Here is a 26443-nt window from a genome sequence, read left to right as displayed (position 1 = left end):
CCCACGCGGTCCTGAGGAAAACGAAAGAGAGAAAATTAATGACTACACGTGCAACTGTTGCACGGCACCGCGCCGAGGTCGCCAAGACCAACTCGCTGGCTGTCATTGCCAAGGCTGTCGGCGACAACGCCGGCGGCATGGGCCGTCAGGCTGCGGTTATCGCTGCTGCTTCCGGCCTTGTCCTGACCAGTGGTATCGCTGCGAACGCGGCTGACACCGGCGTCCAGCGTGAAGCTGCGTCCGCTTCGAACCTTGAGGCTGAGGTTTCCGCCCCGGCCATCATTTCGGCTGCTTCCACCATTGCCATCTCCTACGAGAAGCCCGCAGTGACCACCACGCCGGCTCCGGTTGAGGCTCCCGCACCTGTTGTTGAAGCTCCGGCTCCGGCCAAGGCCGCGGCCACCGTCAAGGTAGCGTCGGCAACACCGGCCGCTCCGAAGGCGCCGGTCTCAGCCAGCGGCAAGGGTGCTGCCATCCTCTCCGCTGCCTACGCACAACTCGGTGTCAGCCAGGACTGCACCATGCTGGTCACCAACTCGCTGGCTGCCGTGGGGATCAACTTCCGCGACTGGCCCGCAGGCTACCTGTCCCTCGGTCAAACCGTGAGCGCCGCCGAGGCCCAGCCCGGCGACCTGTTGTACTACGCCGACGGCGGCGCGGGCGTTGCCCACATTGCCGTCTACGCTGGCAACGGCCAGGCCGTGCACGGGGGCTACAATGGCAACCAGACCGTAGTGTTCAGCGCCAATGTGGGCTCCGGCCCCGTTTACATCCGCGTGTCCTAGCACCAGAGTCAGCCTTCAAAGGACCCCTGCCTCACGGCGGGGGTCCTTTGCTGTCTGCGGCTTGTCGTACCGATCCGGACAGTCGCCCAGGCCCGACACGTGACGGCCGCCGCTTCTGCGATTAGCTGATCCCGGGATTCTTTGTTTACTCTTGTGGTGTCGATCCATAGCCCGGATATGCCGGGGGCAGCCGGCCCTCGTGCCCCTGACGGGTGCGGCCACGAAGAGGTACGTGCATGCGCACTCTCGTTCTGAATGCTGGATATGAACCGCTGGCGGTAGTCACCTTCCGCCGGGCGCTGGTGCTTGTGCTCACGGGCAAGGCCAGTGTTATTGCCGAGGGCGATGACCCTGTGGTGGGGCCTCAGGAGATTTTGGGCCGCCCGTCCGTGATTCTCCTGAACCGCTACATCCGCCCCAGATACAACCAGGGCACCGCTGTCAGCCGCCGCGGCGTCCTGCGGCGGGACGGACACCGCTGCGCGTATTGCGGCAAAGGGGCCCACACCATCGACCATGTGCAGCCCAAATCGCGTGGCGGCGCCGACTCCTGGGAGAATCTGGTGGCCGCGTGCCTCCGCTGCAACAACACCAAGGGCGATCACACCCCCGCTGAAATGGGCTGGAAGCTCAGGTTTGTTCCGGAACCGCCGCATGGCACCATCTGGCAGATCAAGGAACTTGAGAAGCCCACGCCGGCCTGGGATCCGTTCCTGCTGCCTGAGCGGGCCGCCTGAGCGGGCCGCCTTGTTCCGGTCCGCGCGGTAGTTCCAGCCCGGCGCAGCATTCCGGTCTGCGCGGTTAAGCTGGGAGGGTGGACGCTGACCCCCTCGCCTTCGATGCCGTCATCCTCGCCGGCGGCCGTTCGTCGCGGCTCGGTGGCGTGCCCAAGCAGAGTCTGACGTACGACGGCGACTCCCTGTTGCGTCGCTCCGCCGCCGCTGCGAGGGGAGCCCGGGCCGCCGTCGTGGTTGGTCCGGACACCGGGGAGGTGCCGGCCGGCGAAATCCCGGCCGGATTTCTCCGTTGCCGCGAAGAACCCCCCTTTAGCGGTCCCGCGGCGGCCATTGCGGCCGGGCTCGCGGCCCTGTCCTCCGCGGGTGGCAGCCGCCCCGGGCTGACGCTGGTGCTGGCCTGCGACATGCCCAACGTGGGGCAGGCGGTGGCGGCGCTGAAGGCTGCGTTGCGTGCGCGAGGACCCGCCGCCGGAGCGCCCGCGGGCTTGGCACCGGACGGCGTGGTGGCCGTCTCGGAGGATGGCCGCCGTCAGCCGCTGGTCGGTTTTTATAGCACAGCCGCGCTACAACGTTCCGTGGCGGAACTGGAAAGCACAGGACGCTTAATCAACGGTTCGGTGAGGGCACTCCTTGCTAGTCTGGACGTGCAGCTTGTCGCCGTTCCGGCCGGCTCCACGGCAGACGTGGACACCTGGGACGATGCCGCCGCACTTGGAGTGGCCGGTCCGGATCCCTTAGCCGGGTTCCGGGGCAACACTGCCGCAGACGATTTGGGAGGCAGAGCGTGAAAAGCCAGGAAGAGACGCTGGAAGAATGGTGCAGGTCCTTGCTCCAGGCGTATGAACTGGAGGACGTCCAGATCGACGTCAACACCATCCTGTCGCTGGCCGGCGTGGCAGCCCACTCAGTGGTCCGCCCCGCCGCCCCGCTCACCACCTTTATTGCCGGTTTCGCCGCCGGCCTGGCTGCGGGAGCAGGGCAGGCCACCAACGCCGCCGCCATGACCGCTGCCATGGACCGTGCCCGCACCCTGGCTGCTGACTATGACGCCGAATCCGCCGGGACCCCCGTCGAATGACTCCCGTTCAGTGACCGCCGCCCCCGGCGACGTATCCGAAAATCCCGAGCAGCAGACAGCCCCGGCAAAGCACCTAGCCCACACCTGGGAAGAGGCGCGCAAGGCCGCCTTTGATATCGCCACGCCGATTCCGCCGGGCCGGGTTCCCCTGGGCCAAGCCCTGGGCAGGGTCCTGGCCGAAGACATCACCGCGTTGCACGACATGCCGCACTACGCGTCGTCTGCGATGGACGGATGGGCCGTCAACGGCAGCGGTCCGTGGATCGTGGCAGAGGCAGGCCAGCGGCTGGCACCCCACCAGGCCAGCCCCATCGTCACCGGCGGACTGATCCCGCCCGGCGCCAAAGCGGTCCTGCGCAGCGAAAGTGCCGTGCTTGGAACGGACGACGACGGCCTGCCGCTCCTGATGACCGGCGGCACTGCGCGCCCCGGCGAACCCGGGAACGGCCAGCATATCCGCAGGGCCGGCGAGGAAGCGGCAGCGGGGGAGGTGCTGGTCAAGGCCGGTGTAACGCTGAACCCGGCCCAGCTGGCGGTCGCGGCGCTTGCCGGGCACGATGACCTGCTGGTCCAGGGCAAGCCGGTGGTTAAGCTCCTGCTGACCGGCTCCGAAGTTGTGGCCCACGGGCTGCCGGTCCCCGGACAGGTTCGGGACACCTTCGGTCCGCAGCTCGCGGCCGTTGTGGAAATGCTCGGCGGTATTAACGGCGGCCAGGAGCGGATCGGCGATTCCTACGCTGAGTGGCTGGACGGCCTGGCCGACCTTCCGCCGGAGGTGCCGGACCCCTCCGCGCTGCCTGCCGACGTCGTGATCACCACGGGCGGTACGGGCCGCTCGGACACCGACCACCTTCGCCGGGCCGTGGCGGAACTAGGCGGGCGGCTGGTCATCGACGGCATCGCCATGCGCCCCGGCCATCCGGCTGTCCTGGCCGAGCTCCCCGACGGGCGCTTTGTCCTGGGGCTCCCCGGGAACCCGCTGGCCGCCATGATGGCTCTGTCCACGGTGGGCGAACCGCTGCTGGCGGCGCTGGGCCACGGCACCCTGCCGCCGGTGCAGGAGGTCCCGTGCGGCACCACTATCGAGCCGGAGCCGGGCCGGACCAGGCTGATGCCGTTCCGCCTGCTGTACGGGATGGCCTCACCGGCCAAGCACACGGGTCCCGGGATGATGCGCGGACTGGCGTCGGCGGACGGTGTGATGGTTGTTCCGCCGCATGGCGTGCAGCTGGGCGAACCAGTCCCGGCGTTCGCTTTGCCGTGGGGGCCGCCGGTGCCCGCGCCCGCGCAGCCGGGTACCAAGCCCAAGGGCCGGCCCGCCGCGAAGCCGGCCACCCGGGCAGCTGGCAAGGACGCTGCGAAGCCCGCCGGTCCGGTGGACTGGAGTGCCCTGCTGGGGTAGGCGCCGTGCTGCGGAACCACGTACGCCACAGCCCGGCCAGTGGTGCAATGATGGACCTATGAACAGCGCCAGCCGGCAGGTCCGGAACGTCCACGGGGCCCTTCAAGACCGTCTGGCGGTTCGCTGATGGGGCGCGTGACGCAGCGCCGCAAGGTGCACAAGTATGTTTTGGATGGCTCGCCCAATGCCCTTGAGTTCCCGGTCCGCCACCGCGAGGACGTCCTCGCCGTTGAAGAGCCGCTGGAAATCCGGATCGGTGCGCTGTCGTTTTCGGTGACCATGCGCACGCCCGGGGACGACTTTGACCTGGTGGCCGGATTCCTGGTGTCCGAGGGGATCATCTGGGCTCCCGAGCAGCTGGTGTCGCTGCGGTTCTGCGCCGGCGAGGACGAAGACGGCGTCCAGACCTTCAACGTGGTGGAAGCCCAGCTGCGGCCCGACGTCGAACTCCCGGCGAAGGGTCGGAACGTCTTCACGTCCAGCTCCTGCGGTATCTGCGGCACGGACTCGATCGAGGCAGTGCGCAAGTCCTCCCATTTCAGCCCGGCGGCGGATCCTTTGACCGTGCCCGCTGACGTTCTGGCGTCCCTGCCCGGGCGGCTCCGCGAAGCGCAGGACGTTTTTGACGTCACCGGCGGAGTGCATGCCGCGGGCCTCTTCCGCATAACGGACGACGGCGGCGTGCAGCTCTTGTGCCTCCGCGAGGATGTGGGGCGCCACAACGCCGTTGACAAGGTGGTGGGCTGGGCCCTGCGGGAGCGGTTGCTTCCGCTGGCCGGGCTGGTCCTGCAGGTCTCGGGCCGCGCGTCGTTTGAACTCGTCCAGAAAGCCGCGTTGGCGGGCATTCCCGTGCTGGCGGCAGTGAGTGCGCCGTCGAGCCTTGCGGTGGAGCTGGCGGAGGCCAGCGGCATGACCCTGGCAGGATTCAGCCGGGGCACCAGCCTGAATATTTACGCTGGACAGCGCAGGATTACGCTGCCCGCCGCGCCGGTTCCGGGGGAGGAAGCGGCAGAGTTATGCGCGAACGCGCCGGGATAAAAACGGCGCCAGCACACTTCGGCGAAGATTTCCGGTGACGCTTGGCTATTGAGCTACCAGCCGGTAGATTTTATCCATCGATTGGACGCGTTTGGTCCGGATTCGAGTACTCCAGTTTCAAGCACCTAAGAGGGTTTACATTGCATGACGACCGCCGGATCACCGAAGTCCGCCTGGACCGGTTTGTCCGCGAGCGGATCATTCCCGCCGTTTACGCCCGCACCGTTCCCCTGAATCTGAGCAGCTGGGATGCGCCCGGCGAGCCGGTGTCCGTGATGGAAGCCCTGCGGAATCACTTCGCGCCGCAGGAACACAGTGCTGCCTGGGGCCAGCCGTGGGGAACCAAGTGGCTGCGCCTGCAGGGCGACGTCCCGGAGGCCTGGGGCACCGGCCCGGACACCGCGGTGGAAATCGTGGTGGACCTTGGCTTCATCAACGAAGCCCCCGGATTCCAGTGCGAGGGAATCGCCTGGCGCCCGGACGGCAGCATCATCAAGGCCATTTCGCCCCGGAACCAGTACATTCCCCTGAAGCTCCTGGGCAGCGGCATGTCCGTAGACTTTTACGTTGAAGCGGCCGCCAACCCGGACATGGCGCAGGGCTGGACCTTCGCCGCCACACCGTACGGGGACAAGGTAACGGCAGGCACGGCGCCGCAGTACCGGCTGGGCAGGATCGCCATCGCCGAACTCAACCAGACAGTCTGGGAACTCCAGCAGGACATCTGGACCCTCGCCGGGCTGATGCACGAACTCTCCCCGGAGCAGCCGCGGCGCCATGAGATCCTCCGTGCGCTGGAGCGCATGATGGACCAGATGGATCCCGACGACGTCCCGGGCACCGCCGCAGCCGGGCGGGCAACCCTGGCTGAGGTCCTGTCCAGGCCCGCCTACGCTTCCGCCCACCAGCTCGTGGCTACGGGCCACGCCCACATCGACTCCGCCTGGCTCTGGCCGGTGCGTGAAACCATCCGCAAATGTGCCCGGACGTTCTCCAACGTGGTGGCGCTGATGGATGAGGATCCGGGCTTTGTGTTCTCCTGCTCGTCAGCCCAGCAGCTCGCCTGGATGAAGGAGTTCTACCCGGAACTTTTCAGCCGGATCCGGGAAAAGGTCAAGGCCGGGCAGTTCGTCCCGGTGGGCGGCATGTGGGTCGAGTCGGACACCAACATGCCCGGCGGCGAGGCCATGGCCCGGCAGTTCATTGAGGGCAAGAACTTCTTCCTCGACGAGTTCGGCGTCGAATGCCGCGAAGCATGGCTCCCGGATTCCTTCGGCTACTCGGCGGCCTTGCCGCAGATCGTCAAGGCGGCCGGCAGCCGCTGGTTCCTCACGCAGAAGATCTCGTGGAACCAAGTCAACCGCATGCCGCACCACACCTTCAACTGGGAAGGCATCGATGGAACCCGGCTGTTCACGCACTTCCCGCCCGTTGACACCTACAACGCCGAGCTCAGCGGACGCGAACTGGCGCACGCCGAGCGGAACTTCCGCGACCACGGGCGCGGCAACACCTCGCTCGTCCCGTTCGGCTACGGCGACGGCGGCGGCGGGCCTACGCGGGAAATGCTGGCTGCCGCCAGCCGCACCGCGGACCTCGAAGGCTCGCCCAAGGTCAGGGTGGGCTCCGCGGAGAGTTTCTTCGCGCAGGCGGAGCGCGAGTATTCCTCCCTGCCGGTATGGGTAGGCGAGATGTACCTGGAACTTCACCGCGGCACGTACACCAGCCAGGCCCAGACCAAACGCGGCAACCGGCGCAGCGAACACCTGCTCCGCGAGGCCGAACTCTGGTGTGCCACCGCCGCTGTCCGCGGCGCCGGTTCCTTCGAGTACCCGGCAGCAGAGCTGAAGCGGCTCTGGCGGCTGGTGCTGCTGCAGCAGTTCCACGACATCCTGCCCGGCAGCTCCATCGCCTGGGTCCACCAGGACGCGGAACGCAACTACGCCGCGATCAGTGCCAGCCTCGAAAACCTCATAGCGCAGGCAGCGGCCGCGCTCCTCGGCGAGGGGTCGCGGACCTTCCTGCTCAACGCCGCACCGCACGCGCGCAACGGCGTTCCGGCCCTGGCCGCCGCAGAGCTTCCGCTGGCCAGCCAGCCGGTTCAGGCGACTCCTGTGGATGGCGGTTATGTGCTGGACAACGGCATCATCCGGGCCGTCCTGGATGCCGATGGCCTGCTGGCCTCCCTCACCGACTACGCCACGGGACGCGAAGCCATCGCGCCCGGAGCGCGCGGCAACCTGCTGGAACTGCACCGGGACACGCCCAACGAGTGGGACGCGTGGGACATCGACGAGTTTTACCGGCGCAACGTCACCGCCCTCACGGCGGCGCAGGGCATCCGGCTGGAGCAGACCGGAACCCGTGCTGTTGTGGTGGTGGACCGGGTTGCCGGCTCGTCACCGCTCACCCAGCGGATCACGTTGGATGCCGGCAGTTGCTCCCTCACCATTACCACAGCCGTTGAGTGGCAGGAGAGCGAGAAGCTGCTCAAGCTGGGCTTCCCGCTGGACGTCAGGGCGGACCGCTCCGCCTCGGAGACCCAGTTCGGCCATGTCTTCCGCCCCACCCATGTCAACACCTCGTGGGAGGCCGCCAAGTTCGAGATCTGCGCGCACCGCTGGATCCACGTGGCCGAGCCCGGCTACGGCGTCGCGATTTCCAACGCGGCCACCTACGGACACGATGTCACCAGGAGCGTGCGGGACTCCGACGGCGGGACCACCACCTCGGTGCGGCTTTCCCTGTTGCGGGCACCGAAGTTCCCGGACCCGACCGCGGACCGCGGCCACCAGGAACTGACCGTGACCATCCGCCCCGGAGCCGGGATCGCCGACGCTGTGGAGGAGGGGTACCGCACGAACCTCGTACCCCGGCTGGTGAAGGGCGCCCGCGGTGTGGAGCCGCTGTTCGCCGTGGACAACCCGGCCCTGGTCATCGAGGCGGTCAAGCTTGCCGAAGACGGCTCCGGTGACGTTGTGGTCCGCCTTTATGAGTCCCTGGGGCAGCGGTCCGCCGGCGTGCTCACGGCCAACTTCCCGGTCACGGCCGTCCTGGCCACGGACCTGCTGGAGCGCGCCACCAACGCGCCGGGCGTCAACACTGCCGCAGCAGAGCAGTCGGTGGAGCTTTCGCTGCGCCCGTTCCAGCTGGTCACCCTGAGGTTCGCGCGCTAGGTGCGGCATGGATGCCAGCTGTCCGGTCAGCGCGCGGTTGCACCAGCACTCGGGCGGGTCAGCACTCGGGCGCGACGGAAGCGGACCTGGCCGTTAAATGGCTGAGTGGGGGCGGTCCCCAACGGCCCGCCACCACTCATCCCCCCAAAGCATGCAAAGACTCAACAGGCCCGGCGTCCAGGAATCTATCCCCGTTCGCAAACGCCGGTGCCTAACTTCACACATTCATGATTGTGCCATGTCTAATGATTTTGTGAAAGTTTGAAGGCTACTTTGCAGTAGAAGTCTTTTGTCTCGGCTCATTCTGCCCGGACCGCAGCTTGGCTACCCAGATCAGCGCCAGCCCGATGACAAAACATAGGACTGCTGTGTAGTTGATGACAAATTCCACTGAACCCAACGCCGGTGGGAGCACTGGGAACAACAGGCTCGCGCCAATGGCAACCGCTCCGAGGGCCAGCAGGAATGCCGCTACCCGGACCAAGAGCGGAAAAGTGCTCCGGCAGGCCCGCACCATGGCAGGCAGCAGGACCAGCGAAACGTACGCAGGGTAGGCACGGCCTGCGGCCCCGTAGTACTCAACCAGCAGGCCGTGCCGGGCGTCCTTGGCTGACACCGAGCCCATGCCCGCGGAGGACCCCGCAGTGTCCATCATCACGAACACAACCACCACCATCAGCGAGGTCAGGCCCAGCACAGCCATTCCGATCCGTCCGGTCAGCAGCCGGTAGGCGTCGTCGGCCCCAAAGCCCCGGGTGACGCGGATGCCCACGAAGAAAATAGCGGCGAAGATGACAAAGCGGAGCAGGAGGTTGGCCACATTAACACCGCCGAGCGCCTGGTCGATGGCAAGGTACGGTGCCTGGATGCTGAGCAGGATGGCGAGAGTCATCAGCGCAAAGATGTAGAAGAGTGTCCGGTTCCTCCCCCTCGCGGCACTGGGAACCCTCGCGACGGTCACCAGGCCGCAGACAGTCAGCGTGGACCACTGCAGGATTTCGATCATCCCAGGTTCTCCCAGATCTTTTCGGTTTTCTCGTGGTCATGTTCCTGCCGGCGGAGGGCCCTGCCGAGAGTCTGCAGCCGGTCACCGGCCAAAGTGGTCAGCTCGGCGTCGGACAGGCTGTCCAGGGCGGCCTGCCGGGCTCCGGGAGGCCAGCCGGCCTCCGCCTCCGTGACCAGCCCGGTGGCCACCAGGCCGCTGGCCGGGGCGACGCCGGCGGCAAGGGAGGTGGCAACCGCAAGCTCCGGAGCCAGCCGGTTTGCGGTAAGTTGCGCCGAATAGTTCTGCGGCGCGATTCCGGTGGCGGCGGAGACCCGGTGCCGCAGCTCGCCGTCGTCGATTGCCTCCACCCAGTTCTTGACCGAAGTGGCGTGCGGGGCCGGCTCCAACACGGACGAACCGGCCGGCGCGGCTGCCGCCGGCACGCCGCCCGGGTCCGCGGCGGAACGGGCCAAAACTGCCCGCAGGAGGTCCGGAGTGGAGATCTGGCTGACCAGTTCGGACCTGCTGGGCGGGCGCGTGTCCGTGAGCTGGCTGTAGGCGTCGAACGCCGCCAGCGCCGAAACGGGATTGACGCTGTACGCCCGGCTGATGCTCACCACCGTAGTCTCTGCCACCTTGCCCCGGACAAGCTGCTGGGCAAGCGTGGTCCGCTTGATGCCGGAGACGCGGCAGATGTCGGACGTGCTCGTGTTGGGGGCGATGCCGTGCAGCCAGCGCTGGAACGCTTTGGCAGGAATTGGCATATCGGCTCTCTGCTGAACGGATGATTGCCTTTTGATTTTAGCCTGACCTTTCGGCGGCAGTTTGGTGCGGGGTCCTGAGTCGACTATGCTTGATGGTCGAGCCCGTTGGTCCGTACACCCCCCAAGTCCGGACCGGCGGGCTCTTTAGTGCCCCGGCACTTTTCGGGGCGGCACATTGCGGATTCACCGCAGTATCGGGCCGATTCAGGCGGGCTCCTCCGGCCGGGCGGTGGCGAGAGGATGGACCAACCTATGACTGCAACCCTTGTTGCCAAAGATCTTTCCGGCGGCCACGACCACCGGACGCTGTTCGACAAATTTTCCCTCACGGTGGCCCCCGGCGACGTGGTGGGTGTGGTGGGCGCCAACGGCGCCGGCAAGTCCACCCTGCTGCGCCTGCTGGCCGGCGTGGACCAGCCCCAGGGCGGCAGCGTCAGCCTCGCCCCCTCCGATGCCTTTGTAGGCTGGCTGCCGCAGGAACACGAGCGCGTGGCCGGAGAGACTGTGGCCGGCTACATCGCGCGCCGGACCGGCTGCGCCCAAGCCACCGGGGAGATGGAGTCCACCGCCGAGGCGCTGGGCTCCGGCGCACCGGGCGCCGATGACGCCTACTCGCTGGCCTTTGACCGCTGGATGGCTTCAGGCGCGGCAGACCTCGACGAACGCATCCCGCCCGTCCTTGCCGACCTCGGGCTGGACACCGGCGCGGACGCCCCCATGACCGGGCTCTCCGGCGGCCAGGCCGCCCGCGTGGCCCTCGCGGCGCTCCTGCTCAGCCGGTTCGACGTTGTGCTGCTGGACGAGCCCACCAACGACCTTGACCTGGCCGGCCTGGCCAAACTGGAAGCGTTTGTGCAGGGACTGCGCGGCGGTGTGGTGCTGGTGTCCCATGACCGCGAGTTCCTGGCCCGCTGCGTGACCACCATCGTGGAACTGGATCTGGCGCAGAATTCCGTGGCGGTCTACGACGGCGGCTATGAGGCCTTCCTGGAGGAGCGCGCGGTGGCGCGGCGCCACGCGAGGGAAAAGTTCGAGGAGTTCGCGTCCACCAAGGCAGACCTGGTCTCCCGTGCCCGGACGCAGCGTGAGTGGAGCTCCCAGGGCGTGCGGAACGCCATGAAGAAAAGCCCGGACAATGACAAGATCCGCCGGGCCGCCAGCACCGAGTCATCGGAAAAGCAGGCCCAGAAGGTCCGGCAGATGGAATCCCGGATTGCCCGGCTGGACGTGGTGGAGGAGCCGCGGAAGGAATGGCAGCTGCAGTTCACCATTGGCCAGGCGCCCCGGTCCAGTGCGGTGGTGGCCACCTTGCGTGACGCCGTCGTGAAGCAGGGAAGCTTCACGCTGGGCCCGGTGAACCTGCAGCTCAACGCGGGGGAGCGGATCGGCATCACCGGCCCCAACGGAGCCGGCAAGTCGACGCTGCTGCGCCTGCTCCTGGGCGTGCAGGCGCCCGACGCTGGCAACGCCGCCATGGGTGCCTCGGTGGCCATCGGCGAAATTGACCAGGCCCGCGGACTGCTGGCCGGCCACCTCAACCTTGCCGACGCCGTCGAAGCCGTGCTCACGGACCTGACAGCGGCGGAGGTCCGCACCCTGCTGGCCAAGTTCGGGCTGAAGGCGGACCACACCACCCGCCCCGTGGATTCCCTGTCGCCGGGCGAACGCACCCGCGCCGCACTGGCGCTGCTGCAGGCCCGCGGGGTGAATCTGCTGGTCCTGGACGAACCCACCAACCACCTGGATCTGCCCGCCATCGAGCAGCTGGAAGAGGCGCTGGGAAGTTATGAGGGCGCTTTGCTGTTAGTAACCCATGACCGGAGGCTGCTCGAGAACGTGCGGCTGGATGTCCGGTGGAATGTGGACAACGGAACGGTAACTGAACTGATGGCAGACGCAACGGAGGAACAGCGATGAGCATGGACGGCGTCGCCTGGCACTCCCTGTACAACATCTCCCGGGCCAAGAACGGCTCCCGGCCCTTCTCCAAGGCCACCCTGAAACGGGTCCTGGGCTTCGCCCGCCCGCACCGGACAAAGCTGATCGCGTTTGTGGCGCTGTCCATTGTGATGGCATTCCTTGCCGTGGCCACGCCCGTGCTGGCCGGCCAGGTGGTTGATGCCATCGTGGCCAAGGCGGGTACGGACGAAGTGATCCGGCTGGCGCTGCTGATCGCCGTGGTGGCCGTTGCCGAAGCCGGCCTGGGGCTCGTGAGCCGCTGGCTGTCCTCCAACATCGGCGAAGGCGTGATCGTGGACCTGCGCACCAGGGTCTTTGACCATGTGCAGAAGATGCCCATCGCGTTTTTCACCCGGACCCGCACCGGCGCCCTGGTCAGCCGCCTGAACAACGACGTCATCGGCGCGCAGTCCGCCTTCGCCGGCACGCTGTCCGGCGTAGTCAGCAACGTGGTGGCCCTGATCCTGACGCTGATCGTAATGCTCGGGACTTCCTGGCAGGTCACCGTGCTCGCCATGATCCTGCTGCCGATCTTCCTGATCCCTGCCCGCCGGATGGGCTCCAAGCTCGCGGACCTGCGGCGTGAGGCGGCAAACCACAACGCGGCCATGGGCACCCAGATGACCGAGCGGTTCTCCGCGCCGGGCGCCACGCTGGTGAAGCTTTTCGGCCGGCCGGACGAGGAATCCCGCGAGTTCGCGGTCCGCGCCGGACGGGTCCGGGACATCGGTGTCCGCACCGCCATGCTGCAGTTCACCTTCGTCACCGCGCTGACGCTGGTGTCCGCGCTCGCCCTGGCACTGGTCTACGGCCTGGGCGGCTGGCTGGCCATCGGCGGTCAGCTCGCCGCGGGCGACGTTGTGGTGCTGGCCCTGCTGCTGACCCGCCTGTACGCCCCGCTCACCGCCCTGTCCAACGCCCGCGTGGAAATCATGAGCGCCCTGGTCAGCTTCGAGCGGGTTTTCGAGATCCTGGACCTCAAGCCCCTGATCCAGCAGAAGCCCGACGCCGTGGCCATCCCGCCGGGAAACGTTTCGGTGGAGTTTGACGACGTCCGCTTCGCCTACCCCTCGGCGGACAAGGTCTCGCTGGCCTCGCTCGAGGAAGTGTCCACGCTGGACACCCGCGGCGGCGAAGAGGTGCTGCATGGCATCAGTTTCCGGGTGGAACCCGGGCAGACCGTCGCCCTGGTGGGTTCTTCCGGTGCAGGAAAGTCCACTATCGCGCAGCTGCTTTCCCGGCTGTACGACGTCGATTCCGGCGCCGTGCGGCTCGGCGGCACTCTGCCCGGCTCGGGGCTGGACGTCCGGGACGCCACCTTCGATTCCCTGCGGGACACGCTGGGGATGGTCACCCAGGACGGACACCTCTTCCACGAATCCATTGCCTCCAACCTCCGGCTTGCCCGGCCGGACGCCACGGAAGAGGACATGTGGGATGCCATCCGGCAGGCCCGCCTGGAAACCATGATCCGGTCCCTGCCAGACGGCCTGGACACCGTGGTGGGGGAGCGCGGCTACCGGCTCTCCGGCGGTGAACGCCAGCGCCTCACCATCGCCCGGCTGCTGATTTCCCAGCCCCGGGTGGTCATCCTCGACGAGGCCACCGCCGCACTCGACTCCACCAACGAAGCCGCCGTGCAGGCGGCCCTGGGCGCCGCGCTCGAGGGGCGCACCGCCGTCGTGATTGCCCACCGGCTGTCCACCATCCGTGCCGCCGACGTCATCCTGGTGGTCGAGGACGGGCGGATCGTGGAACGCGGGAACCATACCGATCTGCTCGCGGCCGAGGGCCGGTACGCCGAGCTGTACCAGACGCAGTTCGCCGAGGCCACGGCCGTGGCAGCGGAAGCCGTTCCGGAGTACTAGGGCTCAGCCTTCCCCAACTGGGTAGCAGCAAGTCGTTTTGAGCCCTCAAAACGACACCTACTGCTACCTACTTGGGGCCGGGGCGCAGCGCGGCAAGTTCCGGCAGGATGTGGTCCGTCAGGAGCGGGGCCAGGTCCGCTGGCAGCGGCGCGCCCCGGTCCAGCGCCGCCAGGTCCAGCCAGCGGATCTCGGCGATCTCAGCCGAGGGGTGCGCGGTCCAGGTTCCGGGTGCGGTATACACCGTGGCTTCGATGTCCGTGGCGGCCTCGTTGGCGGCGTCGGCGATCCAGACGCCCATCAGCTCCAGCTCGCGCGGATCCACCACGATCCCCACTTCCTCCTGAAGTTCCCGCGCAGCGGCGTGGACGGCGGTTTCGCCGGCTTCGGGCTTGCCTCCCGGGTGCATAAACATGCTTGTGCCGCGCTTGCGGACGGTCAGGAGCCGGCCGGCGTCATCGAAGACACAGACGGCGGAGACAATAATGCGGGATTTCACGGTTCCGAGCCTAGCGTGTTCAGTCTCGCCGGCTCCGACTTGCCGCTTCAGACCTGCCGCTTCAGGGCGGACGTCAGCAGCAGGTCCTTGCGCGGGCCGGTCACATCCCACGTGTAACTGAAGTTGTCCGGGCCTTCGTAGGTGTAGGCCACGCGGTACGTATCGGGATCGCACCAGTGCTGGTCCAGGTTGGCCTCCGGGCCGAAACTCATCCGGTGGAAGGGCCGCCCGTCGGCAAAAAACACGTCCAGGGCCTCGGGCCGGTCGGCGGGTTTCAGGAGGTATTCGCGGAAGGCGGGGCCGGTAAAGGTGGGCCAGCGCATGGTGCCTTCCTCACGGAAGGCCAGGCCGCCGTCGTCCGCGGGGGAAAAATGTACGACGCCGGAATAGGTTCCGTGGGTGCCGGTGGACCGGTCCAGTAGCTGCCGTTCGACGGCCCAGTTTCCCTCAACGGGCAAGTTCCCGGCCGGCGAGGGGCCGAGCAGGTAGGCGCGGAGGTCGAACTCCGGGGAAGGAAGATTCAAGTGCCCTCGATTGGAATCGAACCAACGACACCGGCTTTAGGAGAGCCGTGCTCTATCCACTGAGCTACGAGGGCGCGTGTCCGCTGGTCCGGCAGGGCCGGTCCGTCCGGACACGGATACAAGCATACAAGGTGGGAGGCCGTACTACGCTCTTGGCATGAGATCAGCCCCGTCGTCCGCTCCCGCCGTGGCCTACCTCCCGGACACCGCCTCGACCCGCCAGTACATCGGCGCCTGGTCCGTCCTGAGTGTCCTGCAGTATTTTGTGGCGGAAGCGGCCGTGATCGGTGCCTGGGGCGGGCCGCAGCCCTACGACCGCCGGACCGGATACATCAGCGACCTCGGCGCGCTTCACTGCGGGATCTACGACGGACGGGATGTGTGTTCGCCGCTGCATTGGCTGATGAACGCCTCCTTTGTGGTCCAGGGGCTGGGCATGCTGCTCGGTGCGCTGCTGCTGGGTTCCGGGCTGCTCTGTGTCGCCGCCCGGGCAGGGGCCCGGGTCCAACCGGGGCGCCGGAAACCCTGGCAGGCGGCGGTTGCCGTGCGGGTCCTGACCGGTACTGCCGGTGCGGGGACCATGATCGTGGGCCTGGTGCCGGAGGACGTCGGCTCCGGCTGGCACTTCGCCGGGGCCCTGATGTACTTCCTGGCCGGCGCGCTGGCGTTGCTGCTGCTGGGGGTGTTATGGCTGCGGCAGACTCCGCTGGGGTGGTTCGTGCTGGTGTGCGGGCTGGTGTCCCTCGCCGCGCTGGTCACAGGCGGACTGACAGGCCTGGATGTTCCGGAGCCGGGCACCCTGGAGCGGCTGATGGGTTATCCGGTCACCGTGGGCGTGGCGGCGGCGGGCCTGGTGATCGCCCAACGTATGCACCGGCACCGCAAGGAGCAGCGCGCTGCTGGGGCCGCCAGGGTTACTGGGGCGGCGCGGGCCTAGCCGGCTTTCGCGGGCTTCCTGCGCAGGAACACAGCCGCAGCCCCGGCCAGCAGGCTGACGACGAACAGCACCCACCCGGCAACGGTGAGCCCGGACGCCAAGGCGACCTGGCCGGCGTCGGCCGTTTCCGATCCCAGCGCGGCGTCGATGGCGACATTGCCCCACAGCCGGACCACCACAAACAGCAGCGGGAGGGCCCAGAGTGCCCAGCGGAGGGCCTTCTTGGCGACATTGGTCCCGATCAGGAGCAGCCACGTGAAGCCGAAAATGAGCGGGAACAGGGTGCCGGCTGTCTTGTGGACGTAGTTGAGCTGGCCGCGGGCGTCGTTGTCCATGGCGGCGTTCAGTTGGCCGACGTAGCCGGCGTCAAAACCTCCCACGAGTGAGTCGGGCATGGCCAGGCCGCCGGAGAGCTGGGTGAGCTGCTGGAGCGTGAGCAGGTGGACGTACCAGAACAGGAACAGGCTCACTGTCACGCCCGCGATGAGGATCAGGTTGGTGTTGCTCTGGGCCTTCTGCGGCGAACGGCTGGTGGAGGGGTTGATGACCGGCGGGAGGCTGTGCTGCGGAACAGCCGCCTTGGAGCCGTGCTTCTTGATCCGCTGCGCTGGGGTTTTGGCCATGGCACCATTATCCCGCCACCTAAACTGGGTCCATGACCACTGGCCGGCACAGCGCCCTTGAACTTGACCCCGCCCTGGACGACTATCAGCTGGCATCCGCGCTGGTGCGCGAAGCCGGGCAACTGGCGCTCCTGATGCGCATGGCCGGGCTGCAGTCCCAGCAGAAAACCTCCATCTCCGACGTGGTGACCGCCGCCGACCACGCTGCGGAAGCCTACGTGCTGGGGCAGTTGCAGCGCTGCCGGCCGGAGGACGGCATCGTGGGCGAAGAGGGTGCCGCGGTGGCCGGAACCAGCGGCCGCACCTGGGTGATCGACCCCGTGGACGGCACCTACAACTTCCTGCACGGGTCCACGTACTGGTGTTCGGCCCTCGCGCTGAAGGACTCGTCCGATGTGCTGCTCGGCGCGATTTTCCAGCCCGAGGAGGACAAGCTCTGGCTCGGCGGCACGGCCCACGCGGCCACGCTGAATGGCGAGGTGCTGACCGCCTACCGGGACACAGGGGCTGTCCAGGGCGGCGGGGCGCGCAACGCAACCGCGCTCGCCGAACTCGGCGCAGCCACCTACATCCACCCCACCTGGCTGATGGATCCGCTCTGCGCCATGCCCTGGCACGCTGCGGCCACCTCCGCCGCGGCGCTGCGGATGTTCGGCTCCGGGTCCTGCGACCTGGGCCGGGTGGCCGATGGCCAGCTGGGATGCTGGTTCCAGCACAGCTGCCCGGAATGGGACTGGCTGCCGGGCAAGGCGATCGTCCGCGCCGCCGGCGGCGCTACGGACACGGTCCGGATCAACGGCCTGGACTGGTTTATGGCGGGAGGCACGACGGCGGTGCGGGAGTTGCGTGCGGCCCTCGAATCGGGCTCGGTGGCCTGAGTCCGGGCCGCATTTTGCACGCTTCCCGGGTGCGGAGCACGGTGTTATCCACAGGCTGGACCTGACTGTCAGCCCTACCGCCTAGACTTGTAGGCACCATGGATATGTTGTTTGACCCGTACTCTGACGGACCGTTCAAGGCCGCCGCGCCAGCCTCCGCCCGCACCAAGTCGCGCCCGGAGGGCCTTGCCGCGGCCGCCGAATTCGGTGGCGGCGGGCCTGGCGGCGGGTCCGAACACGCAGCAGAACAGGGCGCCCAGCGCACGGGCGGTTGGGCCAACCAGGCGCCCTCTCATGACGGCAACGGCGAGCCGGCCCACCACCGGCCGAATGCCGAGGAACTCCTGGAGGGGCTTAACCCGCAGCAGGAGGAGGCCGTCAAGCACGCCGGCGGCGCCCTGCTAATTGTGGCCGGCGCCGGCTCGGGAAAGACCCGCGTCCTCAGTAACCGGATCGCGTACCTCATTGCCACGCACCGCGCGCATCACGGTGAGATCCTGGCCATCACGTTCACCAACAAGGCCGCCGCTGAGATGCGGGAGCGCATCGCGGCGCTGGTGGGTGGACGGGCCAAGATCATGTGGATCTCCACGTTCCACTCATCCTGCGTGCGTATCCTGCGCCAGGAAGCCGCGAACGTCGGCCGGAAGTCGAACTTCTCCATCTACGACTCCGCGGACTCGCTGCGGCTGGTCATCCAGGTCTCCAAGAGCCTGGACCTGGACCCCAAGAAGTTCGCGCCCAAGGCCATCCAGCACAAGATCTCGGCGCTCAAGAACGAGCTCATCGACGCCGATTCATACTCGTCCTCCGTGAACTACAACGATCCCTTCGAGTCCGCCGTGGCTGACGTCTTCAAGGGCTACACCCAGCGGCTGCGCCAGGCCAACGCCATGGACTTCGATGACCTCATCGCCGAGACCGTCTACATGTTCCGAGCCTTCCCGGCGCTCGCCGATTCCTACCGGCGGCGGTTCCGGCACGTCCTCGTGGACGAGTACCAGGACACCAACCACGCCCAGTACGCCCTGGTCCGCGAGATAGTGGGGGAGGGCCCCGGTGCGTCCGAGCTCACCGTCGTCGGCGACTCCGACCAGTCCATCTACGCCTTCCGCGGCGCCGACATCCGCAACATCGTGGAGTTCGAAAAGGACTATCCGGAAGCCCGCACCATCAAACTGGAGCAGAACTACCGCTCCACGCAGAACATCCTCAGCGCGGCCAACTCCGTGATCTCACGCAACCCCAACCGCCCCGACAAGCGGCTGTGGACCGCCGAGGGCGAGGGCCACAAGATCATCGGCTATGTGGGCGAGAACGAGCACGCCGAGGCCCAGTTCATTGCCAAGGAGATTGACCGGCTCCAGGACGAGGACAACCTCCGCCCCGGTGATGTTGCCATTTTCTACCGCACCAACGCGCAGTCCCGTTCCATTGAGGATGTGCTGGTCCGGGTAGGCCTGCCGTACAAGGTGGTGGGCGGCACCCGCTTCTACGACCGCAAGGAAATCAAGGACGCCCTCGCGTACCTCCGCGTTCTGGTGAACCCGGACGACGACGTCAACCTGCGCCGGGTGCTCAACGAACCCAAGCGCGGCATTGGTGACCGCGCCGAAGGTGCAGTGGCCGCACTGGCCGAGCGCGAACGGATGTCGTTCATGGCCGCCGCCCGGCGGGCTGAAGAGGCTCCCGGCATGGCCACCCGTTCCGTCAACGCCGTCCTCGGGTTTGTGAAACTGCTGGACGACCTCGCAGAGGTTGCCTCCGGTTCAGGCGCCGCCGCCGCGCTGGAAGCAGTCCTGGAACAGACCGGCTACCTCGCCGGGCTGCGTTCCAGCACTGATCCACAGGACGAGTCCCGCGTGGAGAACCTGGCGGAACTCGTCGCCGGCGTGCGTGAATACGAACAGGAGAACCCGGAAGGTTCCCTGGGCGCGTTCCTGGAACAGGTGTCGCTGGTCGCTGACGCGGACCAGATCCCGGATGCGCCGGGTGCGGACATCGACGCCGCCGTGGCCGAAGCTAAACGCCTCGGCGTGGTCACGCTGATGACCCTCCACACCGCCAAGGGGCTCGAATTCCCGGTGGTGTTCCTGACGGGCATGGAACACGGGCTGTTCCCGCACCAGCGCTCGGCCACGGACCCCAAGGAACTCGCCGAGGAACGCCGGCTTGCCTACGTGGGCCTGACCCGCGCGCGCAAGCGCCTCTACGTCACCCGGTCCGAAGTCCGCAGCATGTGGGGCCAAAGCCAGTACAACCCGGCCAGCCAGTTCCTCGAGGAAATTCCCGCCGAGTTGCTGGAGTGGAAACGCGAAGGCACCAGCCGGCAGCCCGGCGGGTGGGGGAGCAGCAGCGCGTCGATCGGGTCCAGCCGTTACGGCGGATCCTTCTGGGGCGCCGGCACGTCCCGCGGCGCGGCCGCCGATTCCTCGGCGGGCTTCAACGCGGACGTTCCCGCGGCCATCGCCAAGAACCGGGTCCAGCCGCAGAAGGAGATTGTGGCCGTCAGTGTGGGCGACAAGGTCAACCACACCAGCTTCGGCAACGGCACGGTGCTGGCGTTGGAAGGCGCGGGGGACAAGACAGTGGCCAAGGTGAAGTTCAGCGTCGGCGAGAAGCGACTGCTGCTCCGCTACGCGCCACTCACGAAGCTCGACGCCTGACCACGCCTGCCCTTGTCCGGGCACCGCGGCTGGCTTACAGTTCAGGAACGCGCGGTACCCGGGAAACAGCCGGTAGCCGGGGAACCGGTGCAGCGCAGGCCACTTGAGCACAGCAGAACTTGAGCACAGCAGATTCGGGGGCACCACTGTGAAGATCCTGTTCGCCAGCCAGGCCATTGACGGCCATTTCAACCCCATGACGGGCGTGGCGATGCGGCTCAAGGACCGCGGCCACGAGGTGGCCTGGTACACGGGTCCCGTCTATGCGGACAGGCTCGCCGGCTTGGGAATCCAGCACTTCCCCTTCCGCAGGGCCATCGAGCACCGCGCGGACAACCTCAATGAGCTCTATCCGGAGCGGGCCAAGCTCAAGGGCCCACGGGCCATCGGCTTCGACGGCGAGAAAATTTTCGCCAGCAACGTCAGCCACTTCTTCGAGGACATCCGCGAGGTCGCGCAGCAGAATCCCTTCGACGTTCTTGTGGCGGACAGTTCCATGTTCATTCACCGGCTCGTCTCCCACTTGATGGGCAAGTCGGTGGTGAATTTTGTTGCGATCCCCAACATGGAAAGCGACCCGCAGGTCCCGCCGCTTTTCTTCGGGTTCCGGCCGCCCCGCAATCCCGCGGAGAAGGCGGTCCAAGGCCTGGCGGGCCTGCTGTCCGACAAGGTCATCCTTCGGCCTGCCAGTCAGAGCTACCGCCGGCAGCATGCCGCCTACGGCCAGCCTGTTCCGCGGGAAGGCCGGCTGACGGACGAACCCTATCGGTGCTCGGACGCCATTATCCAGACCGGCACGGAATCCCTCGATTTCCCGCGGCGCCGGGTCAATGCCAAAGTGCACTACGTCGGGGCGCTCCTGCCATACCGGTCGCCTGGCCAGGCGACCGGCGGTTCCGGTGAGGCCGCATCCGGTTCCGGTGGGGACGGCGGCTTTCCCCGGTCCTATCCCGCAACGCTCGTTGTCACCCAAGGAACAGTGGACAACCTTGACCAGGACAAACTCATCGTTCCGTCGCTTGAGGCGGTCAAGGACATGGATGCGTTGGTCATCGTGGCAACCGGCGGGCACGGCACCGAAGCGTTGAAAGCCCGGTACACGCAGCCCAACGTGGTGGTCCGGGACTACGTGGACTTCGCGGAGGTCTTTGACTTCACGGATGTCTTCATCACCAACGGCGGATTCGGCGGTGTGCAGCTGAGCCTGTCCAAGGGGGTTCCCTTGGTGGTTTCGGGCATCAACGAGGGCAAAAGTGATGTTAACGCCCGGGTGGAACACGCCGGCGTCGGCATTAACCTCAGGACGGAGTCACCCAAGCCCGCGGACATAGCCGGTGCAGTTCGAAAGGTCCTGGCGGATCCTGGCTGGAAATCCCGCGCCCGGACGATGCGGGAGCAGTTCGACCGCGAGGATCCCGCCGAAGCTGCTGCCGCCGTCGTAGAGGCCGCCGGGACGCGCCCGACGGCCTGAGACCGCTGCCGGGGCATAATGGAGGCCATGCGACGGACTGTATTGGGGATCCTGGCCGCCTTCTTCCTGCTGGCAGGCACTGCCTGCAGCATCACCACCGAGGACCCGGGCTATGTGGCCCCGCCGCCGCTGCCGGCCATGGAGCAACTGGAACAGGCAGCGCTGGCCGACCCCGCCGCGTTCAGGGCCAGCGGGGACGTCCTGTCCTTCATCACGGAGGACCGGAACATTGTGTGTTCCCTGACGTCGGCCCGTGGGGAACACCTTGACCTCCCGTATGAGTCGAACAGCTTCAGTGATGCGGCCAACAACAAGCTCGCCACCGTCCCGGTGGCGCATTGCGAGCTTGCCGGATACCCCAAGCCTGCCGCGGGCGACATCAAGGACGACTGCGCCGGCACCGGCCTGGGCTATCTGGGCGGAGCGGCGCTGCTCAGCCCGGACAGGGCAACGTATGGGGAGTGCCGTTCCGGCGTCACACAAATGGAGGCAGCCTACGGACCCAAGGGAAACAAGAGCGGCCCGCTGACGGAACTGCGGGTCCTCGCCGAGGGCCAGAACCTGGAACGGAACGGGCTGCGCTGTTCGGCCCATAACGGCGGCGTGGCGTGCGGAAACGTCTCGGCCGGCGTCGGATTCTTTGTGGCCCGGGACCGCTACGAACTTATTTCCAAGGACGCGGCAACAGCCTCCCCGGCACCCGCGGAGGCCTCAAAAACCCCGTAATCTAGGCGTTTTTCTACGCTCCATAGAATAGTGTCGTTACTCACATAAGCGGTAGTGTGGAACGGGCCGGTCCTCTGAGAGGGCTAGAGTTCCGAATGGAGCATTGCGCTGTGGGGCCCGTTTCCGGACTGGTCGCAGGTGCAGGCAATCCGCAGCCCGGTCATCGTCTTCGGCGGTGCCCGACTGTACAGAAACTACTTCGACGTAGAAGGACACTAAACCGTGGACCTGTTTGAATACCAGGCGCGCGATATGTTCGAGGCGCACGGTGTACCCGTGCTTGCCGGCATCGTGGCGTACACCCCAGAAGAAGCAAAGGCAGCTGCCGAGAAAATCGGCGGCGTAACTGTCGTTAAGGCCCAGGTTAAGGCCGGTGGCCGCGGTAAGGCTGGCGGCGTCAAGGTTGCCAAGACCGCCGATGAGGCGTTTGAGCACTCCACCAACATCCTGGGCATGGACATCAAGGGCCACACCGTCAACAAGGTGATGATTGCCCAGGGTGCCGACATTGCCGAGGAGTACTACTTCTCCGTCCTGCTGGACCGGGCCAACCGCAACTACCTGGCCATGTGCTCGGTAGAAGGTGGCATGGAAATCGAACAGCTCGCCGTCGAACGCCCTGAGGCGCTCGCCAAGATCGCCATCGACCCCGCTGTGGGCATCGACCAGGCCAAGGCTGACGAAATCGTCGCAGCTGCAGGCTTCGATGAGGAACTGCGCGGCAAGGTCGCCGCCGTGATCCTCAAGCTCTGGGACGTCTTCAAGAAGGAAGACGCCACCCTCGTTGAGGTCAACCCGCTCGTCAAGACCGGCGCCGGCGACATCGTGGCACTGGACGGCAAGGTCTCCCTCGACGAGAACGCCGACTTCCGCCACGCCAAGCACGCCCTCCTTGAAGACAAGGACGCTGCAGATCCGCTCGAGGCCAAGGCCAAGGCGCAGGACCTGAACTACGTCAAGCTGGACGGCTCCGTGGGCATCATCGGCAACGGTGCAGGCCTGGTCATGTCCACCCTGGACGTTGTCGCCTACGCCGGTGAAAACCACGGCAACGTCAAGCCCGCCAACTTCCTGGACATCGGCGGTGGAGCTTCCGCCGAGGTCATGGCCGCCGGCCTCGACGTCATCCTGGGCGACCCGCAGGTCAAGTCCGTATTCGTGAACGTCTTCGGTGGCATCACCGCGTGTGACGCCGTCGCCAAGGGCATCGTTGGCGCGCTGGCCGAGCTGGGCCACTCCGCCAACAAGCCGCTGGTAGTCCGCCTCGACGGCAACAACGTTGAAGAAGGCCGCCGCATCCTGGCCGAGGCCAACCACCCGCTGGTTACCCTGGCCGCCACCATGGACGAGGGCGCCGACAAGGCCGCCGAGCTCGCCAACGCAGCTAAGTAAAGGGACGCACCATGTCTATCTATCTGAACAAGGACTCCAAGGTCATCGTCCAGGGCATCACCGGCGGCGAAGGCACCAAGCACACCGCCCTGATGCTGAAGGCCGGCACCAACATTGTTGGTGGCGTCAACGCCCGTAAGGCCGGCACCACGGTCCTGCACGGCGACACCGAAATCACCGTTTTTGGCACCGTCAAGGAAGCCATGGCTGAAACCGGCGCCGACGTCTCCATCGTCTTCGTCCCGCCGGCATTCACCAAGAACGCCGTGGTTGAGGCCATCGAGGCAGGCATCGGCCTGGTCGTAGTCATCACCGAAGGCGTGCCGGTCCAGGATTCCGCCGAGTTCTGGGCACTGGCCCAGTCCACGGTTGACGCCGACGGCAAGCAGGTCACCCGCATCATCGGCCCGAACTGCCCCGGTATCATCACCCCGGGCGAAGCGCTGGTCGGCATCACGCCGGCCAACATCACGGGCAAGGGCCCCATCGGCCTGGTTTCCAAGTCCGGAACCCTGACCTACCAGATGATGTACGAACTGCGCGACCTTGGCTTCTCCACCGCCATCGGCATCGGCGGCGACCCCGTCATCGGCACCACGCACATCGACGCCCTGGCCGCGTTCGAGGCTGACCCCGAGACCAAGGCGATCGTGATGATCGGCGAAATCGGTGGCGACGCCGAAGAGCGTGCTGCCGACTACATCAAGGCACACGTCACCAAGCCGGTTGTTGGCTACGTTGCCGGCTTCACCGCACCCGAAGGCAAGACCATGGGCCACGCCGGCGCCATCGTCTCCGGTTCCGCCGGAACCGCCCAGGCCAAGAAGGAAGCCCTCGAGGCTGCAGGCGTGAAGGTCGGCAAGACGCCGTCCGAGACCGCCAAGCTGCTGCGCGAAGTTTACGCAACGCTCTAGTATTTCTGTAAGAGCAACGCGGGGTCACTCCCTGCCCGTTCCAGAGGTTGGATCGGGCACGGAGTGACCCCGCGTTTCTGGTTAAGTACGACGACGGACGGTCACCTTCTCCTGGAAGGTGACCGTCCGCCGTCGTACTTGAACTATGCGTTCGCGTGGAGCCGGGGGAGTGCCTCCACCAGCGCGGCCAGCTCGGGAATCTCCTGGGCCTCGGCCAGGGCGCGCTCCAGCGTGGCGTCATGGACGGGCCGGGTTTCCTCCAGCAGGGCGATGCCGCTGGGCGTGAGCTCTGTGTAGATGCCGCGGCGGTCGTCCGCGCAGAGGATCCGGGTCAGCAGGGCGCGGTCCTCAAGCCTGTTGACCAGCCGAGTAGTGGCGCTGGCGCTGAGGGCTGTGGCGCGGGCGAGCTGCTGCATGCGCATGTGCCAGCCGTCCTGGCGGCTGAGCGCATCCAGCACGGTGTACTCCACCACTGACAGCTTTGATTCGGCCTGCAGGGAGCGTTCCAGCTCGCCCTCGATCAGGCCGTGCAGCGCCGCGAGCGTGCGCCAACCCTGTGCCCGGACCTCCACGGCGTCGTCCTTGATGCCCATCTGTCTTTCCTCTCGCGGGTGCTCCAACAGCCTGGCGGCGTGAGGCGGAGCACAATCAATAATAGTTGCTTGCGCGGTGTATCTGCTTGTGCAACAATAAATAACGCGTCTGCAACTACTAGCTTACGCGTCCTATCTCATTCCGTACAGTTTTCAAAAGGAGCATCCCATGCCCATTGGCCTGATAGCCCTCGCCCTCGGCGGGTTCGGCATCGGACTCACCGAGTTCGTCATCATGGGCCTACTGCCCGAGGTTGCCGCCGACTTCCAGGTCAGCGAGGCCACGGCAGGCTGGCTGATCTCCGGGTACGCTCTTGCCGTGGTCGTCGGCGCATTGGTGCTGACTGCCGCGGTGACCCGCTTCGAACGCAAGCCCGTCCTCGCCGTCCTGCTGGTGCTGTTCATCGCCGGCAACCTCGTCTCCGCCATCGCTCCCGATTACGGGATGATGATGATCGGCCGGATCATCGCCGCCCTGGCGCACGGTGCCTTCTTCGGGATCGGAGCCGTGGTGGCCGCGGACATGGTTGCCCCCACCAAAAAGGCCGGCGCCATCGCCATCATGTTCACCGGGCTCACCGCCGCCAACGTCCTGGGCGTGCCGTTCGGCACCATGCTGGGACAGGCGGCAGGCTGGCGCTCGACGTTCTGGGCCATCACCGTCATCGGAGTCATCGCCCTGGCGGGCATCCTCGCGCTGGTTCCGAAGACCGGCCATGGGGACACCACGCCCGGAACCTTGAGCAGTGAACTGCGCGCCTTCCGTTCCGGCCAGGTGTGGCTGTCCATCCTCGTCACGATCCTCGGCTACGGCGGGATGTTCGGCGCCTTCACATACATCGCCTTCACCCTCACCGAGGTCTCCGGCTTCGCGGCTTCCACCGTGCCGTGGCTGCTGATCGTCTTCGGTGGTGGCCTCTTTGTCGGGAACACCATCGGCGGCAAGGCGGCGGACCGCAACGTGGACCGCACGCTCGTTGTGGTGCTCTCCGTACTGGTGGTTGTACTCGTCGGCTTTGCCCTGACCGCCGGCAACCAGGCGCTCACCGTCGCCTCTATCGTCCTGATGGGCGGCTTCGGCTTCGCCACGGTGCCGGGACTGCAAATGCGTGTGATGAAGTACGCCTCCAGCGCCCCCACCCTCGCGTCCGGCGCCAACATCGGCGCCTTCAACGTCGGCAACGCCCTCGGCGCCTGGCTCGGCGGAGTGACCATCACCGCCGGACTCGGCTACACCTCACCCATCTGGGCAGGGGCCGGCATCACCCTGCTGGGGCTCGTGGTGATGATCATCGCCGCCGTCGGAGCCAAGCGGGCCGTCCGGCACGCATCCTCTGACGCCAGCGCCAGCGCCAACGCCAACGCCGCCTCCGGCGAACGCGTGGCTGCCGAGCCCGTCGCCGTCCTGCGCTAAACCTTCAAACCTCAATC

23 protein-coding genes and 1 tRNA gene are annotated in these 26443 nt (G+C 66.9%); 17 read left to right on the top strand and 7 right to left on the bottom strand.

All coding sequences use genetic code 11. The annotated features are described in order from the left end of the window. Nucleotides 1-38: 38 nt before the first annotated feature. The 7 genes from CXR02_RS15645 (at nucleotide 39) to CXR02_RS15620 (ending at nucleotide 8216) form a co-directional block, all read left to right on the top strand. The gene (locus tag CXR02_RS15645) at nucleotides 39-785 is read left to right on the top strand and encodes a C40 family peptidase (RefSeq protein ID WP_104062828.1); all 747 of its coding nucleotides are present in this window, start codon (nucleotides 39-41) and stop codon (nucleotides 783-785) included. Between the two features lie 236 nt (nucleotides 786-1021). Further along, nucleotides 1022-1522, top strand: a complete 501-nt coding sequence (locus tag CXR02_RS15640) for an HNH endonuclease (protein WP_104062827.1) — start codon at nucleotides 1022-1024, stop codon at nucleotides 1520-1522. Nucleotides 1523-1599: 77 nt separating this feature from the next. Further along, nucleotides 1600-2310, top strand: a complete 711-nt coding sequence (locus tag CXR02_RS15635) for a molybdenum cofactor guanylyltransferase (protein ID WP_181037256.1) — start codon at nucleotides 1600-1602, stop codon at nucleotides 2308-2310. After that, complete coding sequence (locus CXR02_RS22445) at nucleotides 2307-2600, top strand: DUF6457 domain-containing protein (protein WP_056346664.1); 294 nt, start codon at nucleotides 2307-2309, stop codon at nucleotides 2598-2600. Before CXR02_RS15635 ends, CXR02_RS22445 begins: the two co-directional genes overlap by 4 nt. Further along, a complete protein-coding gene (locus CXR02_RS15630; RefSeq protein WP_104062826.1) occupies nucleotides 2566-4002 on the top strand; it encodes a molybdopterin molybdotransferase MoeA in 1437 nt (478 codons plus the stop codon). Before CXR02_RS22445 ends, CXR02_RS15630 begins: the two co-directional genes overlap by 35 nt. 126 nt (nucleotides 4003-4128) lie before the next feature. Then, nucleotides 4129-5040, top strand: coding sequence for a formate dehydrogenase accessory sulfurtransferase FdhD (gene fdhD / locus CXR02_RS15625; protein WP_104062825.1), 912 nt, complete (start codon nucleotides 4129-4131; stop codon nucleotides 5038-5040). A 140-nt stretch (nucleotides 5041-5180) separates the two neighbouring features. After that, nucleotides 5181-8216: a glycoside hydrolase family 38 C-terminal domain-containing protein gene (locus CXR02_RS15620; RefSeq protein WP_104062824.1), complete on the top strand. Its 3036-nt coding sequence runs from the start codon at nucleotides 5181-5183 to the stop codon at nucleotides 8214-8216. A 268-nt stretch (nucleotides 8217-8484) separates the two neighbouring features. On the opposite strand, the gene CXR02_RS15615 is transcribed toward CXR02_RS15620, so the two are convergent. Next, entirely contained in the window at nucleotides 8485-9222 is a 738-nt protein-coding gene (locus CXR02_RS15615) for a hypothetical protein (RefSeq protein ID WP_104062823.1), read from the bottom strand. Then, nucleotides 9219-9965 carry a hypothetical protein gene (locus tag CXR02_RS15610; RefSeq protein ID WP_104062822.1) on the bottom strand — a complete coding sequence of 249 codons (747 nt, stop codon included), beginning with the start codon at nucleotides 9963-9965 and terminating at the stop codon, nucleotides 9219-9221. The genes CXR02_RS15615 and CXR02_RS15610 overlap by 4 nt, the downstream gene beginning before the upstream one ends. A 252-nt stretch (nucleotides 9966-10217) precedes the next feature. Between CXR02_RS15610 and CXR02_RS15605 the strand changes: the two genes are divergently transcribed. Both CXR02_RS15605 and CXR02_RS15600 read left to right on the top strand, forming a co-directional pair. Further along, nucleotides 10218-11882, top strand: coding sequence for an ABC-F family ATP-binding cassette domain-containing protein (locus CXR02_RS15605; protein WP_104062821.1), 1665 nt, complete (start codon nucleotides 10218-10220; stop codon nucleotides 11880-11882). After that, nucleotides 11879-13792 carry an ABC transporter ATP-binding protein gene (locus CXR02_RS15600; RefSeq protein ID WP_104062820.1) on the top strand — a complete coding sequence of 638 codons (1914 nt, stop codon included), beginning with the start codon at nucleotides 11879-11881 and terminating at the stop codon, nucleotides 13790-13792. The genes CXR02_RS15605 and CXR02_RS15600 overlap by 4 nt, the downstream gene beginning before the upstream one ends. 67 nt (nucleotides 13793-13859) lie before the next feature. Here the strand turns inward: CXR02_RS15600 and CXR02_RS15595 are convergent, their stop codons facing one another. From CXR02_RS15595 to CXR02_RS15585, 3 genes are all read right to left on the bottom strand, one after another. Further along, nucleotides 13860-14288: an NUDIX domain-containing protein gene (locus CXR02_RS15595; RefSeq protein ID WP_104062819.1), complete on the bottom strand. Its 429-nt coding sequence runs from the start codon at nucleotides 14286-14288 to the stop codon at nucleotides 13860-13862. A 47-nt stretch (nucleotides 14289-14335) separates the two neighbouring features. After that, the gene (locus tag CXR02_RS15590; RefSeq protein WP_181037255.1) at nucleotides 14336-14812 is read right to left on the bottom strand and encodes a DUF6314 family protein; all 477 of its coding nucleotides are present in this window, start codon (nucleotides 14810-14812) and stop codon (nucleotides 14336-14338) included. A gap of 1 nt (nucleotide 14813) precedes the next feature. Then, a tRNA-Arg gene (locus CXR02_RS15585) sits at nucleotides 14814-14886 on the bottom strand. 83 nt (nucleotides 14887-14969) lie between these two features. Between CXR02_RS15585 and CXR02_RS15580 the strand changes: the two genes are divergently transcribed. Beyond that, nucleotides 14970-15749 carry a DUF998 domain-containing protein gene (locus CXR02_RS15580; RefSeq protein ID WP_104062818.1) on the top strand — a complete coding sequence of 260 codons (780 nt, stop codon included), beginning with the start codon at nucleotides 14970-14972 and terminating at the stop codon, nucleotides 15747-15749. Here the strand turns inward: CXR02_RS15580 and CXR02_RS15575 are convergent. Next, nucleotides 15746-16372: a hypothetical protein gene (locus tag CXR02_RS15575; RefSeq protein ID WP_104062817.1), complete on the bottom strand. Its 627-nt coding sequence runs from the start codon at nucleotides 16370-16372 to the stop codon at nucleotides 15746-15748. The two genes, CXR02_RS15580 and CXR02_RS15575, sit on opposite strands and share 4 nt — an antisense overlap. Nucleotides 16373-16404: 32 nt before the next feature. Here CXR02_RS15575 and CXR02_RS15570 point away from each other — a divergent pair, with 32 nt between their 5' ends. From CXR02_RS15570 to sucD, 6 genes are all read left to right on the top strand, one after another. Further along, a complete protein-coding gene (locus tag CXR02_RS15570; RefSeq protein ID WP_104062816.1) occupies nucleotides 16405-17250 on the top strand; it encodes an inositol monophosphatase family protein in 846 nt (281 codons plus the stop codon). Nucleotides 17251-17348: 98 nt separating this feature from the next. Then, nucleotides 17349-19916 carry a DNA helicase PcrA gene (gene pcrA, locus CXR02_RS15565; protein ID WP_104062815.1) on the top strand — a complete coding sequence of 856 codons (2568 nt, stop codon included), beginning with the start codon at nucleotides 17349-17351 and terminating at the stop codon, nucleotides 19914-19916. A 103-nt stretch (nucleotides 19917-20019) separates the two neighbouring features. Then, entirely contained in the window at nucleotides 20020-21387 is a 1368-nt protein-coding gene (locus CXR02_RS15560; RefSeq protein WP_146072560.1) for a glycosyltransferase, read from the top strand. An 18-nt stretch (nucleotides 21388-21405) separates the two neighbouring features. Then, entirely contained in the window at nucleotides 21406-22113 is a 708-nt protein-coding gene (locus CXR02_RS15555) for a hypothetical protein (protein ID WP_104062813.1), read from the top strand. 222 nt (nucleotides 22114-22335) lie between these two features. Further along, complete coding sequence (gene sucC, locus CXR02_RS15550) at nucleotides 22336-23505, top strand: ADP-forming succinate--CoA ligase subunit beta (protein WP_104062812.1); 1170 nt, start codon at nucleotides 22336-22338, stop codon at nucleotides 23503-23505. Between the two features lie 11 nt (nucleotides 23506-23516). Continuing rightward, a complete protein-coding gene (gene sucD / locus CXR02_RS15545) occupies nucleotides 23517-24419 on the top strand; it encodes a succinate--CoA ligase subunit alpha (protein ID WP_104062811.1) in 903 nt (300 codons plus the stop codon). 143 nt (nucleotides 24420-24562) lie between these two features. Here the strand turns inward: sucD and CXR02_RS15540 are convergent, their stop codons facing one another. Beyond that, nucleotides 24563-25012, bottom strand: a complete 450-nt coding sequence (locus CXR02_RS15540; protein WP_104062810.1) for a MarR family winged helix-turn-helix transcriptional regulator — start codon at nucleotides 25010-25012, stop codon at nucleotides 24563-24565. Nucleotides 25013-25181: 169 nt separating this feature from the next. Between CXR02_RS15540 and CXR02_RS15535 the strand changes: the two genes are divergently transcribed. Continuing rightward, a complete protein-coding gene (locus tag CXR02_RS15535) occupies nucleotides 25182-26426 on the top strand; it encodes an MFS transporter (RefSeq protein WP_104062809.1) in 1245 nt (414 codons plus the stop codon). Nucleotides 26427-26443 lie beyond the last annotated feature (17 nt).

The sequence above is a fragment of the Arthrobacter sp. 4R501 genome (assembly GCF_002929755.1).
Lineage (GTDB): Bacteria > Actinomycetota > Actinomycetes > Actinomycetales > Micrococcaceae > Arthrobacter.
The sequence above is the reverse complement of the archived record's forward strand: the minus strand, read 5'-3'. Positions and strand labels throughout refer to the sequence as shown.

Coding starts and splice junctions, on each gene's coding strand:
- CXR02_RS15645 (WP_104062828.1), top strand. CDS start 39: ATGACTACACGTGCAACTGTTGCACGGCACCGCGCCGAGGTCGCCAAG.
- CXR02_RS15640 (WP_104062827.1), top strand. CDS start 1,022: ATGCGCACTCTCGTTCTGAATGCTGGATATGAACCGCTGGCGGTAGTC.
- CXR02_RS15630 (WP_104062826.1), top strand. CDS start 2,566: ATGACGCCGAATCCGCCGGGACCCCCGTCGAATGACTCCCGTTCAGTG.
- fdhD (WP_104062825.1), top strand. CDS start 4,129: ATGGGGCGCGTGACGCAGCGCCGCAAGGTGCACAAGTATGTTTTGGAT.
- CXR02_RS15615 (WP_104062823.1), bottom strand. CDS start 9,222: ATGATCGAAATCCTGCAGTGGTCCACGCTGACTGTCTGCGGCCTGGTG.
- CXR02_RS15610 (WP_104062822.1), bottom strand. CDS start 9,965: ATGCCAATTCCTGCCAAAGCGTTCCAGCGCTGGCTGCACGGCATCGCC.
- CXR02_RS15605 (WP_104062821.1), top strand. CDS start 10,218: ATGACTGCAACCCTTGTTGCCAAAGATCTTTCCGGCGGCCACGACCAC.
- CXR02_RS15600 (WP_104062820.1), top strand. CDS start 11,879: ATGAGCATGGACGGCGTCGCCTGGCACTCCCTGTACAACATCTCCCGG.
- CXR02_RS15580 (WP_104062818.1), top strand. CDS start 14,970: ATGAGATCAGCCCCGTCGTCCGCTCCCGCCGTGGCCTACCTCCCGGAC.
- CXR02_RS15575 (WP_104062817.1), bottom strand. CDS start 16,372: ATGGCCAAAACCCCAGCGCAGCGGATCAAGAAGCACGGCTCCAAGGCG.
- CXR02_RS15570 (WP_104062816.1), top strand. CDS start 16,405: ATGACCACTGGCCGGCACAGCGCCCTTGAACTTGACCCCGCCCTGGAC.
- pcrA (WP_104062815.1), top strand. CDS start 17,349: ATGGATATGTTGTTTGACCCGTACTCTGACGGACCGTTCAAGGCCGCC.
- CXR02_RS15555 (WP_104062813.1), top strand. CDS start 21,406: ATGGAGGCCATGCGACGGACTGTATTGGGGATCCTGGCCGCCTTCTTC.
- sucD (WP_104062811.1), top strand. CDS start 23,517: ATGTCTATCTATCTGAACAAGGACTCCAAGGTCATCGTCCAGGGCATC.
- CXR02_RS15540 (WP_104062810.1), bottom strand. CDS start 25,012: ATGGGCATCAAGGACGACGCCGTGGAGGTCCGGGCACAGGGTTGGCGC.
- CXR02_RS15535 (WP_104062809.1), top strand. CDS start 25,182: ATGCCCATTGGCCTGATAGCCCTCGCCCTCGGCGGGTTCGGCATCGGA.